The sequence below is a fragment of the Natronorubrum sulfidifaciens JCM 14089 genome, from assembly GCF_000337735.1.
In the GTDB taxonomy this organism is placed as follows: Archaea; Halobacteriota; Halobacteria; order Halobacteriales; family Natrialbaceae; genus Natronorubrum; species Natronorubrum sulfidifaciens.
Genome location: NZ_AOHX01000025.1, coordinates 65521 through 78023 on the forward strand (window position 1 = coordinate 65521; position 12503 = coordinate 78023).

Sequence of the window (12503 nt, forward strand, 5' to 3'; positions counted from 1 at the left end):
GAGCAATCGTTAGTGACGGACGCACTGTCTCGTCAGTGACGTCGGCTCGAGTCGAGCGTGCGTTTGGCGGCGGATCGGGCCCGCCCACGCCGCTTGCCGGTCACGGAGACTCATCGAGACACCAATCCAGCTCAGACGGTGTACTGGAGTGACGTCCCGCCGATCGCCGACCCGTGCTGGCGATCGACGGAACATCGGGACAGCAATCCGTATCAGTGATCGAGACTGGGTCGCTGAAACGTGGTTTCGTCCGTCGTCGGCTCCTCGAGTGCCGACTCGAGTTCCGGGGCCGCGAGGATTTCGTTTCGGGTGGGTTCGTTCGGCTGGTAGAAGTAGTACGTGTCCGCACAGCCAGCAACCAACTCCGAAAGCGGTCGCTCCTCGTCGTGGACAACCGATACGAGATCGCCCGTGACGGCGATCAACACGGCATCGGCTGGTTTGTACAGGGCTGTTCGAAGCTCGTCGACGGTACAGTCGGCGGGCACCTCGAGGAAAACGCCGTCGACGGTCACCCATCGGGTCTCCATACGCCTCCGTTCGGGCGTCAGCCCCTATACGATTGGGCCCGCAGCATCAGGTCGCAGTCGGCCTCCAGTGGCGCTGTATGCTCGTCGGCGACAGCGGCGTGCGTTCGCGTGCGATCGGTGCGTGAATCGTTTCGTCCGGCAGTATTACCCGTCGGCTCGTCCAACGCCGAGTATGGACGAGCATACCCACGACCCGACCGTCTCCCCACCGGCCGGCTCCGGGAGCCCGACGGGGTGGCTCGCCGACGACGACCGCTGGGAACACGGCACCCTTCGGCGGGCGGTCGTCCACGGTGTCCGGCTGTACAACGCCGGGGCGTACCACGAGTCACACGACTGTTTCGAAGCGGAATGGTACAACTACGGGCGGGGAACCACCGAGAGTGCCTTCGCTCACGGAATGGTGCAAGTCGCAGCGGGCGCGTACAAACACGTTGATTTCGAGACCGACGACGGCATGCGGAGTCTCTTCGAGACGGCGCTCCAGTATCTACAGGGCATTCCGCGGGATTACTACGGCGTCGATATCCTCGAGGTCCGAACCACGCTGACCAACGCCATCGAAGAGCCGAGCGTGATCGACAACTGGCAGCTCTCGCTTGACGGCGAGCGGCCGACCGCCCGAGCGGTCGATTTCGAGTACGCGGCGTCACTCGACTAACATCCCAGCTGAACCGAAGGACACACATCGCACTGTCCGCTGGTTTCGCTCGCGCCGTTCGCTCACGGGTCGTTCCTCCCCGTTCGCGTTCCGATCCGCGCTCTCGTCGTTGGTAAGAGACCGAATCGCCTTTGAGCGCAGAGCCCAATTACTTGGTAATGAGAGTTGCACAGCTCGGGTCGGGAACGCCGGAAATCGCCGTCGTTGCAGGGGTCCATGGCGATGAACCTTGTGGCGTTCGGGCCGTCGAGCGGTTGCTCGACGAACGCCCGCCCGTCAAACGACCCGTCAAGCTTATCGTCGCCAACGAGGCGGCCCTCGAGCGACGCGTGCGGTTCGTCGACGAGGATTTGAATCGAACGTTTCCCGGCCACCCGGATGCACCGACCCACGAGGGACAACTCGCACACCAACTCGTCGAGGAACTCGAGGACTGTTTGGCGTTCTCGATGCACTCGACGCAGAGCCACGCCGATCCGTTCGCGATCGTCAACGGCATCAACGAGACCGCACGGGAGCTGGTGCCACAGCTACCAGTGGCGGCGATGGTCGAGACGAGCAACTTCGCGGAGGGGCGACTCTTCTCGAAGGTCAACACGATCGAAGTCGAGTGTGGACTGCAGGGTTCGGAGACGGCCGCTCAGAACGCGGACCGGCTGACACGATCGTTCCTGACGGCTGTCGGCGCGTTGCCCGGCGATACCGTGGCTCGAGATCTGCCGGTCTACCAGCTCACCGACGTCATCGGCAAAACACAGGCCGACACCTACGAGGTGTTCGTCGATAACTTCACCGAGGTCGACGCCGGTGATCCGTTCGCCGCAGCCGACGGCGACACCCAAGTCGCCGAGGAGCCGTTCTATCCCGTTCTCATGTCTCCGAACGGCTATCGCGACGTCTTCGGCTACGCCGCTGACAAACTCGAGATTCTGACGACGCCACCGACCGCGGACTAATATCGGCATCCATCCGTAGTGTCAGGCCACCCGCGCTGTCCTGTGAGGCTATCGGGACAACATTCTATCAACGGTGCTCGCTCTTGCAGTCCGCTTTTCAGCAGCATCGACCGAAGCGGTCGTCAGAGATATACACAAGTTTCCCCGCGGCAGCAGTGTTGATACGCTCTCGTCCCCTTCCGCTGAGTGATGACTGCAACGATTATCGTCGCCATGCTTGCGGAGCTGTTCCCCAACGGGATCAGCCACTACGCAGTCGGCGGCCTGTTCGTCGGTCTCGGGGCCGCCGTGATCTACCTCGGGACCGGCATTGCCCCCGGCGCGAGCACGTTCCTCGAGTCGACGCTTTCCTACGGCTCGAGTCTCTCGCGGTTCCAGCAGTATCGCCCCTCGCGTGACTGGCGAGTCGTGTTCACGCTCGGCATCGTCGCCGGTGCAGCCGTCTACGCGCTGGCGTTTCAAGACGGTATCTGGACGACCGACGTGCAGTGGTGGCGGCTCCTGTTCGGCGGCGTCCTCGTCGGCATCGGGACCCGTGTCGGGAAGGGCTGTACCTCGGGCCACGGCGTCTGTGGCGTCGGCTCCGTCTCGGGGACGTCGTTCGTCGGCGTCGCGACGTTCCTGTTCGTCGCGATCGGTGTCGCACAGCTGGTACAGGCACTGGGGGTGAGCCCGTAGTATGGCCGCCGACCACGAGCAACACCCGTTGTTTCTGCCGCTGATCTTCGTCGGCGGGCTGCTCTTTGGCTTCGGGCTCGGCTTCAGCCATATGGCCCAGCCCGAGGTCGTCCTGAACTTCCTGCAGTTCGAAGATTTCGGCCTGCTGTTCGTGATGTTCGGAGCGGCGATCGTGACCGGCATCACCTTTTTCGGCATCAAGCAGATCCGCACGACGGCTCCACTGACAGGGGACACCTACGTCCGACGGCTGAAAACGCTCGACAAGAACGTCGTCATCGGCGGCGGTATCTTCGGCGTCGGCTGGGGACTGTCGGGGATCTGTCCCGGCGCAGCCTACGCCAGCCTCGGGATCGGCAACTACGCCATCCTCTGGGGGATCCTCGGCATGTTTATCGGCGCGTACATTCAGGGCTTTTGGCGCTCGACACGTGCCGAACAGGGGTCGCAGGCAACGACCGCTGACTAACGCCACCCCTCGTTTGCTGGCGCGTCTTTCCGGCCGGACTCGAGGGTATGCCCACCGATGAACACTCCCGTCGTCGTCCCGTTGGTCGACTATGGGCGCACCAACACGACGGCGTGTCCTCGCAACGACTGGCGGCCTCGTAGCGCTTGCCGGCTGTCTGCTGGGGTCGAACTCAGCGGTCGATGAGCTGACAGTTCCTGAAACGACGCCCGACGATGACTGGGCCGACCCCGAGTGGCGGCCGGCAGCGGGCGTCCCCTCCGAGGACGACGTGACCACGACGACGGCAGTCACCGGCCTCGAGATTCCGTGGGACCTCGTCTTCGCTGCGGACGACGCCTTTCTCACCGAACGCGACGGCGGTGTCCGCCGGTTCGATGCAGCCACGCTGGCGACTGACGCCGAGCTGTCTCCCGACGACGGCGAACTGCTTCTCGAGGCAGCCGACCTGCCCGACCGATCGGCACCCGGGGAGGGCGGCACCTTGGGGATCACCGCGCATCCGGAGTATCCAGACCGAGCCGAGCTGTTCATTTACTATACGGTCGCCGACGGCGCAGTCGGCAACCGGGTTGTCAGCTACGACCTCGAGTCGGAGACGCTCGAGGCCGTCCTCGACGGGATTCCGGGGGCAACGACACACAATGGTGGTCGGATCACGTTCGGACCCGACGGCTATCTGTGGGTGGTGACCGGTGACGCCGAGAATCCGGCGCTGACTCAGGACCCCGGCGCTCGTGCAGGTGCCGTGTTTCGGCTCACACCGGACGGTGAGCCAGCCTCCGGCAACCCCGACTGGGGGACAGACGGCGACCGGCGGATCTACACGCTCGGTCATCGCAACCCACAGGGTATCGCCTTCACGCCGCAGGGAACGCCGATCGTGGCCGAGCACGGGCCGTCGGCTCGAGACGAGGTGTCGATCCTCCGACCGGGCGGCAACTACGGCTGGGACCTCGTCCGCGGCGGCCCGGACGACCCGGAGTACGGCAGCTACGCCGAGTACGATGATGCCATGCCGCCGGTCGTCAACACCGGGCCTGAGACGACCTGGGCACCCTCCGGGATCGCCTTCTACGACGGCGATGCAATCGTTCCGTGGGAAAACCACGTCCTCGTCTGTGGACTCGGTTCGAACGCGCTGTATGCTCTGAAACTCGTCCCAGACGGAGCGACGCTCGAGGATGGGGACGGCGTTCGCTATGACGCGCCGTGGCTCGACGATCGACTCACCGCGACGGCGTACACCCTGTTCGAGGGCGAGTTCGGTCGACTTCGCCACGTCGAACCCGGTCCGGACGGCTCGCTGTACCTGCTCACGTCGAACCGGGACGGGCGTGCAAGTGCCGGCTTCCCGACGGACGAGGACGACCGCCTGATTCGTCTCGAGCCTGCATCGTCCTCAGCCGCGTAGCGAGTCGAGCGAATTCGGTCCGATCGATCGCGTCGGGATGTGCAAATGACGCAAGGCCTATCCCCTTTCATCGACACAGACTGGATATGGACTTCCCACCGAACCAAGGTCTCGATCAGGACGAAGTCGACGAGCAAGTCGAACAGGTCATCGCCGACAACGACGTCGTCCTCTTCATGAAGGGGACCGAGCTGATGCCCCAGTGTGGGTACTCCCGCAAGGCGCTCGGCCTCATCAGCCAGTATCGTGACGACTACGAGTGTGTCGACGTCCTCGAGAGCCTGGACGAATATCGCAGCGCACTCGAGTCCCACAGCGGCTGGGAGACGATTCCGCAGACGTTCGTCGACGGCGAGTTCGTCGGCGGCTCGGACATCCTCGAGGAACTCGACGAACGCGGCGAACTCGACGAGACGCTCGACACGGCGTAAGCCGAACACATAATCCGGACGATATTCATCCGGGCCCAAGCGACACGTATTCAATAGCAGGTCATATAAGTCCCGCGCTCGTACTAGGAACCCAGCGACTGTCGCCGCACACCTTCCCACCTATGTCAACAGAGGAATCCAGACACGTATATCGGCTGCACTCGACCCTCGAACTGCCCCTCGAAGACCTTCGCACGCATATCGACGAGGCGACGTTTCCGGACGGCGTCACCGACGTAGAGATAACGCGACGAAACAACACACTCATCCTCAAAGCGGTCGCCGAGGACGAATCGGTCAGCAAGTACACGCCGACTGCACAGCTCAAAGCCAGCATCACGGAAAACCGGGTCTACGAGGAAGACCCCGATGAGCGCCGCAACTCGTTCCGCTGGGACGAAGACGAAGAAGAAGAGATCGAGTCCGAACTCGTGGAGTTCGCGGCGTTCAAAGGCGACCGCGAAACCGTCCTCCAGAACTCGTTGCTCCAGTACCAGATGTTCCTCGTCCTCTGTGGCATCGCCGAAGCCGCCGAGAAAGGCACCCTGACGGCAATTTCCGAACGCGACGGCGATCTCGAGGCAACCCGAATCGTCGAAGGCGAGCCACGGCCGGCCGACATCGAAGTCGTCGAGGGGCCACGAGACCACAACTCGAGTCAGGGCGGCGTCAACTGGCGGGATAACAAGTTCATCAGCGACTAACGGACGAGACACTATTCGTTCGAGCGGAGCCACGGATTGCAATCGCTGTTCTCGCGAGCCACAGCTTTGTCGCGGACCGTTCGCGCGCCACACAAAATGGCGGCCCCAGCGAGGCCGGACCGTGGTGGCACGAGTCGCGGCGTCGACCACCGACCTGAGCGGGGCGTCTCGAGTGAGTGGTCGTGTCGGCCGGGGATCGCACGGACCGCCGGTCGAGGACGGAATGGGTGGTTCTCGACCACATGTCAGTTCGAAGCCATTGGAAATAAGACATTTGGTTCGATTATCAAACCGCACAACACTCGCTGGTCGCGTCGATAGCGGGACGCGACCGACCCCGAACTGTTCTCGAGTCTCCGTTTCAGGGTCGGGGTGGTTGTCGTCACGGGAGAGTCATCCGACGACAGTGACTCGGACGCACACGAGCGGTGTTGTGTTATGAGACAATTGGACACTCGAGACGCACGGACACGTGAAGTGGCGTGTCGCAGACTTTCGACGGATGTCGAACTATCGAACGACAATATCATATAGCCTCGTCAATAGTCACTACCTATGACAGCAGTCGGTATCGACGCCATCGAGATCTGGACCGGGAATCTCAAACTCGACTTGCCGGGGACGTTCGCGCCACAGAAGGGCGAAGACCCCGAAAAGTACACGAAAGGGCTCGGCCTCAACGCGAGTTCGTTCCCCGACAGCTACGAGGACATCGTCACGATGGGCGCAAACGCTGCCCACCGTCTGATGGAGCGTAAGGGTCTCGAGCCCGACGATATCGGCCGCATCGACGTTGCGACCGAGAGCGCCTTCGACAACTCCAAGCCCGTTTCGACGTACGTCGCTGGCTGTTTAGAGCAGGTGTACGACGGTGACTTCCACCACGCGAACAAAGGCGAGCGGAAGTTCGCCTGTATCGCGGGAACACAGAGTCTTGACGACGCCTACAACTGGATCCGTGCCGGCCGAAATCGTGGCCGCGGCGCGCTCGTGATCGCAACCGACACGGCACTGTACGCCCGCGGTGACGCTGGCGAGGCCACGCAGGGTGCCGGTGCCGTCGCGATGTATATCTCTGAGGACCCAAGTCTCGTCGAACTCTCGACCGAGCAGGGCTACGGCTCGGCTGACGAGACCGACTTCCTCAAACCCAACCAGCAGTTCCCCTCCGTCGACGGCAAACGCTCGGTGCAGGTGTATCTCGCCCGCATGCGCGAAGCCCTCGAGGACTACGAGAGCGTCGCCGGCGATACCCATCCGGACCAGTTCGCCTACGTGCCGTTCCACACGCCGTTCCCGGGCATGGTTCGCAAGGCCGGTCTGTTGGTCTACCGGCACATGATTCGCGACACGCCGATCGAGGAGGAACTAGCCGACGAAATCGGTCGTCAGCCGCGTCCCGAAGCGTTCGACGACGAGGAGGCATACCACGACGCGCTTCGCGAGTACACGGACGAACTCAAGCGCACCGACACGTATCAGGAGTGGTACGGCAAGACGATCGACCCGACGCTGACGATCTCGCGCGAGGTTGGCAACTGGTACACCGGCTCCGTCCACGTCGCCCGCGTGAGCGCGTTGAAACACGGCCTCGAGAACGATCTCGACCTTGCCGGCAGCCAGCTACTGGTCGGTTCCTACGGCTCCGGGGCGCAGGCGGAAGGCCACGCGGAAACGGTTCAGGACGGCTGGGAGGACGAAATCGAGGCGCTGAACCTCGAGGAACAACTCGAGGCACGATACGATCTGAGCTGGGAGGACTACGAGGAGATCCACGACGTCCACAACCACGATATGGACGTCGACGTCGAGGAGTTCACGACGCCGGAAGCCGAGTTCGTCTTCGACGGCTGGGGCCGGATGGGCGAACGGAAGTACCGGTACGTCGAGTAGCACCATCTCACACTCGATTCGAGAGATGAACCACTGAGACACGGGTCATCGGTCGAACCGAGGCGAAACCGATTACCTCCTCGAGTGGCTACCTCGAGCAACGCACGTTCGCGACACGATCACGTATGGATCCACTCACACTCCTCGGCGTCGACGTTCTGTTGTTTCTCGTGATTGGCCTGCTTGCCGGTGCCCACTGTATCGGGATGTGTGGACCGCTCGTAACGGTCTATGCGGGGCAGATGGACAGCGGCAGGGACAGCCAGCGCGGCCATCTCACGACGTATGAAGTCCGCCAGCACGCGCTGTTCAACATCGGTCGGACGGCGAGTTACACCCTGCTCGGGGCGGTGTTCGGCACGCTTGGGAGCGTCCTACTTGTCTCGACGGCCGAACTCTCGCCTGTCGTCGAGTTCGCTCGTGGCAGCGTCGGACTCGTCATCGGTGGCTTCGTCATCGCCACTGGCGTCTACTACCTGCTGGGGCGGACGACCGGTGGCATCAACGTACCCGGCCTCGAGCGAGTCGTTGGCTGGCTGACGGCTCGGGTCCACCGGCTGGCGAACGGCCCCGGCATCGTTGGGCTGGGCGCGCTCCATGGCCTCCTGCCCTGTCCGATCCTCTATCCGGCGTTTCTGTACGCGTTTGCGATTGGCTCGCCGACGGGCGGCGCACTCGCGCTGGCTGCACTCGGCGTTGGGACCATTCCCGCCGTCTTCGCCTACGGGACGTTCATCGACCGTGTCGACATTACCCACCGGCGGCGTGTTCACCGCCTGCTCGGCGTCGCGTTCGTCGTGCTCGGCTACGTGCTGTTCGCCCACGGGCTGATGAGCCTTGGCTACCACGTCCCGCATCCGGAGTTGCCGTTCTACGAGGGACTCGACGCGCCGGGCGGACACGACCACCACTGAAATCACGGTTCATAGATCACGATGACTACCGACCAATCGACCGACTCCGGCTGTACGCTGTGTGACCTCCCCGTCGAGGGCAGTGGCGTGACAGCCGACGGCGACGACTTCTGCTGTGTGGGCTGTCGCGACGTCTATCAGACACTCGGCGACCTCGAGGACCTCGAGGTCGACGCCGAAGCCATCCGTCGCACGCGAGCGGCTGACGACGATGCGGACGGCATGCGGGAGGTGCCCGCCGACCACGAGGCGACGTTCCTCGAGGTCGACGGGATGCACTGTGCGACCTGCGAGGCGTTCATCGAGTCGGTTTCGTGTGAGACCGACGGCGTCAGCAACGCGAGTGCGAGCTACGTGACCGACACGGTCCGGATCGACCACGATCCGGAGGCAGTGACACAGGAAGATCTACAGGAGACGATCAGCGGGCTTGGCTACAGCGCCTACGACCGCGAGGACGCGTTTAGCCGCCGGCAAGCCGACAACTGGGCGATGGGGCGAGTTGTCGTCGGCACGCTCATGGGGATGATGGTGATGTTACAGTACATCGTCCTCATCTACCCCATCTACTTCGGGGGCCTGTTCTACGACGAGCGAACGACGGAGTTCCTCGAGGCGACGCTTGCGAGCGAGCTTGCGACGCCGTTTTACCTCGCCATTGCGGCGCTAACGACGATCGTACTGGCCGTGACGGGGAAGCCGATCCTGCAGGGGGCGTACGTCAGCGCACGGACTCGGTCGCCGAACATGGATCTACTCGTCACGATTGCTGCCGTCAGTGCGTATCTCTACAGCACGCTGTCGATCGTCGTTGGTGGCGATCACATTTATTACGACGTTACTGTCGCCATCATCGTCATCGTCTCCGTCGGCAACTACTACGAGACGACGATCAAACAGCAGGCGACCGAACGCCTCTCGGATCTCACCTCCATTCAGGTCGACGAGGCCCGCCGCGTTCGTGACGACGGCGGCCACGACGACGTCGCCGTGGGTGACCTCGAGGCCGGCGATCACGTCCTCGTTCGCGCTGGCGAGCGGATTCCCGTCGACGGCGACGTCGTCGATGGGGAGGCCGCGGTCGACGAGGCGGTCATCACCGGCGAGTCGCTGCCGGTCGGCAAGGCTGCCGGCGACACCGTCGTCGGTGGGTCCATGGTCGCCGACGGCGCGGTCACTGTCCGCGTTGGCGACGACGCGACGAGCAGCCTCGACCGCATCACCGAACTCGTCTGGGACCTCCAAAGTGGCACCCACGGCATTCAGAAACTCGCGGATAAACTGGCGACGATCTTCGTCCCGGTCGTCCTCGTCCTCGCCGTCGTTGCCACGACGGTGTACATCGCCTTGGGCGACGGGGTCGCCGATGCGTTGCTCATCGGCCTGACGGTGTTGATCGTCTCCTGTCCGTGTGCACTCGGGCTGGCGACACCGCTTGCAGTCGCGGCCGGGATTCGGGACGCCCTCGAGCGATCGATCGTCGTCTTCGACGACAGCGTCTTCGAGCGCATCCGCACCGCTGACACCGTCGTCTTCGATAAGACCGGGACGCTGACGACCGGCGAGATGACCGTCGTCGAAGCCGATTGCGACGACGACCTCACGGAGCAGGCGGCACTGCTCGAGGCCCAGTCGGCCCACCCGATCGGGCAGGCGATCGCCGCCTTGCGCCCAGCGACGGACGGTGGCTCGGACGTCCTCGAGGAACCGACAGAAGAAGACACGGCCCTCGAGTCGGAGGCGAGAGCCGAGAGCGACCGCGTGGGGTCGTTCGAGACCCATAGAAACGGCGTGAGCGGCGTCGTCGACGGCGAAGAGGTCATCGTTGGGCATCCGGATCTCTTCGCCGACCGTGGCTGGACGATCCCCACCGAGATCACCACACAGATCGACGACAGTCGAGAGACGGGACAGGTGCCGGTCGCCGTCGGCCGCAACGGGAGTGCCGAGGGCGTCATCGTCGTCGGCGACGAACTCCGCGAGGCGTGGGACGAGACGCTGACGGCGATCTCGGAGACCGACACTGAAATCGTCGTCCTCACCGGCGATGACGCGAAAGCAGCGAGCCGCTTCCGCGAGCATTCGGCCGTCGATCAGGTGTTCGCGGGCGTTCCACCCGAAGGCAAAGCCGAGACCGTCGAGCGCCTCAAAGAGCGCGGTCAGACAGTGATGATCGGCGACGGAACCAACGACGCGCCAGCGCTCGCGGCCGCCGACCTCGGGATCGCCCTCGGCGGCGGGACCGCGATGGCTGCCGATGCGGCCGACGTCGCCCTCGTCGACGACAATCTGAGTTCGGTCGACACCGTCTTCGAACTCGCTCGAGCTACCGATCGACGCGTGAAAGGCAACATCGGCTGGGCGTTCTGTTACAACGCGATCGCGATCCCACTCGCCATAACGGGACTGCTCAATCCGTTGTTCGCGGCGCTCGCGATGGGGGCGAGCAGCCTGCTGGTCGTCACGAACTCGTCGCGACCGTTGCTCGACGACTGATTCTGTCGAACAGTCGTCCGTTTCGAGCCGGCATCGCCCTCGTGATCGACACTGTGAAGCCGAAAACTGCAACCAGTCAGTGGACTAATGCGTTAGCACGGCCATAGTGTGAGGTATGTCCGACCGGGACGATGCGTCGGGATGGTTCGCCGAGGGACGGGCGCTGACTGCCCTCGCAGTGGTCAGCGTCGCGCTCGCCACGTTCATTATTCTGCCGTATCTCCAGTATGTCCTCCTTGGAATCGTCCTCGCGTACGTTCTGGCACCGGCACAACGTCGCCTCGAGCGAGTCGTGGGCTCGATGACCGCAGCGCTCACGCTCGTCATCGTCGCCATCCTCACGATTCTCTTACCGGTCGCGTACGTGCTCGCGATCGCGTTCCGCCAGGCACTCGACGTCGTGAGCGCGGTTCAAGACGGGACGCTAAACGCCACCGACATCGAACAACGACTCGAGGAGACGGGTGTTGCCGTCGATCTGGGGGAGATGTACGGCACCTATCAGGAACCGATCGCGACCGGGTTACAGGGCCTTGCAACGAGTGGAATCGAGTTCGTCAGCGGCCTTCCCGGGATTCTGATCGGCGTCACGGTGACGCTGTTCGTGCTCTTTGCGCTGTTGCGAGACGGTGAGCAACTCGTCGCGTGGAGTCAGGCCGTGATCCCAATCGACGACGAGGTTCAACGGGAGTTGCTCTCGGAACTGGATCAGCTCATGTGGGCCTCCGTCGTCGGTAACGTCGGCGTCGCGGCCATTCAGGCAGTGTTGCTCGGCGTCGGGCTGGCCGTCCTCGACGTTCCCGCCGTCGTCTTGCTCACCGTCGGAACGTTCGTCTTCGCGTTACTCCCACTGATCGGCGCGTTCGGTATCTGGCTCCCCGTCTCGCTCTATCTGTTCGCCATCGGCCAGTTCGTTCCCGCGGCAGCACTCGTCGTCTACGGCTCGCTGGTCAGCGCCTCCGATACCTACCTGCGACCCGCACTGATCGGCCGAACGAGCGCGTTCAACTCCGCGATCATCGTCGTCGGCATCTTCGGCGGCCTCGTCGTCTTCGGCGCGGTCGGGCTCTTCATCGGCCCCGTCGTGCTCGGCGGCGCAAAAGTCACACTCGACGTGTTCGCTCGAGAGCGAACCCGGGAGCTGACACCGACGGGCGAGGCGGCAGAGACGGACGCGGCCGAAGCGGCTGCCGTCGACACCGAGCCCGAAACTGGTGTACTCGAGGAACCGGACGAGGAGCACACCGGAACCGACGACGAGCACGCCCTCAGCGCGGACGAGACGGATGACCCGGTCACGGATTCAGAGACCGAGACTGCAGACGACTCCGATACCGACCACCCGTCGTAGCCGCCG

Annotated in this window: 12 protein-coding genes; 11 read left to right on the forward strand and 1 reads right to left on the reverse strand. The window is 63.7% G+C overall.

What is annotated here, in order from left to right; genetic code table 11:
• Nucleotides 1-212: 212 nt before the first annotated feature.
• A complete protein-coding gene (locus C495_RS01485) occupies nt 213-530 on the reverse strand; it encodes a hypothetical protein (RefSeq protein WP_008159348.1) in 318 nt (105 codons plus the stop codon).
• A gap of 172 nt (nt 531-702) precedes the next feature.
• On the opposite strand from C495_RS01485, the gene C495_RS01490 reads away from it, so the two are divergent.
• The 11 genes from C495_RS01490 to C495_RS01540 all read left to right on the forward strand — a co-directional run bounded on the left by C495_RS01490 (nt 703) and on the right by C495_RS01540 (nt 12497).
• Nucleotides 703-1191 carry a DUF309 domain-containing protein gene (locus tag C495_RS01490; RefSeq protein WP_008159350.1) on the forward strand — a complete coding sequence of 163 codons (489 nt, stop codon included), beginning with the start codon at nt 703-705 and terminating at the stop codon, nt 1189-1191.
• Between the two features lie 158 nt (nt 1192-1349).
• Nucleotides 1350-2147 carry a M14 family metallopeptidase gene (locus C495_RS01495; RefSeq protein WP_008159352.1) on the forward strand — a complete coding sequence of 266 codons (798 nt, stop codon included), beginning with the start codon at nt 1350-1352 and terminating at the stop codon, nt 2145-2147.
• Nucleotides 2148-2336: 189 nt separating this feature from the next.
• Entirely contained in the window at nt 2337-2825 is a 489-nt protein-coding gene (locus C495_RS01500) for a YeeE/YedE family protein (RefSeq protein ID WP_008159354.1), read from the forward strand.
• Between the two features lies 1 nt (nt 2826).
• Nucleotides 2827-3294 (forward strand): DUF6691 family protein, encoded by a 468-nt coding sequence (locus C495_RS01505; RefSeq protein WP_008159356.1) that lies wholly within the window; start codon nt 2827-2829, stop codon nt 3292-3294.
• Nucleotides 3295-3385: 91 nt separating this feature from the next.
• The gene (locus tag C495_RS01510) at nt 3386-4708 is read left to right on the forward strand and encodes a PQQ-dependent sugar dehydrogenase (RefSeq protein WP_008159358.1); all 1323 of its coding nucleotides are present in this window, start codon (nt 3386-3388) and stop codon (nt 4706-4708) included.
• A gap of 86 nt (nt 4709-4794) precedes the next feature.
• Nucleotides 4795-5139, forward strand: a complete 345-nt coding sequence (locus C495_RS01515) for a glutaredoxin family protein (protein WP_008159360.1) — start codon at nt 4795-4797, stop codon at nt 5137-5139.
• Nucleotides 5140-5261: 122 nt separating this feature from the next.
• Nucleotides 5262-5843: a DUF7110 family protein gene (locus C495_RS01520; RefSeq protein WP_008159362.1), complete on the forward strand. Its 582-nt coding sequence runs from the start codon at nt 5262-5264 to the stop codon at nt 5841-5843.
• Between the two features lie 555 nt (nt 5844-6398).
• Nucleotides 6399-7736, forward strand: coding sequence for a hydroxymethylglutaryl-CoA synthase (gene hmgB / locus C495_RS01525; RefSeq protein ID WP_008159364.1), 1338 nt, complete (start codon nt 6399-6401; stop codon nt 7734-7736).
• A gap of 125 nt (nt 7737-7861) precedes the next feature.
• Nucleotides 7862-8650, forward strand: coding sequence for a sulfite exporter TauE/SafE family protein (locus C495_RS01530; protein WP_008159366.1), 789 nt, complete (start codon nt 7862-7864; stop codon nt 8648-8650).
• 21 nt (nt 8651-8671) lie between these two features.
• Nucleotides 8672-11146: a heavy metal translocating P-type ATPase gene (locus tag C495_RS01535; protein WP_008159368.1), complete on the forward strand. Its 2475-nt coding sequence runs from the start codon at nt 8672-8674 to the stop codon at nt 11144-11146.
• A gap of 115 nt (nt 11147-11261) precedes the next feature.
• Nucleotides 11262-12497 (forward strand): AI-2E family transporter, encoded by a 1236-nt coding sequence (locus C495_RS01540; RefSeq protein WP_008159369.1) that lies wholly within the window; start codon nt 11262-11264, stop codon nt 12495-12497.
• Nucleotides 12498-12503: the final 6 nt, after the last annotated feature.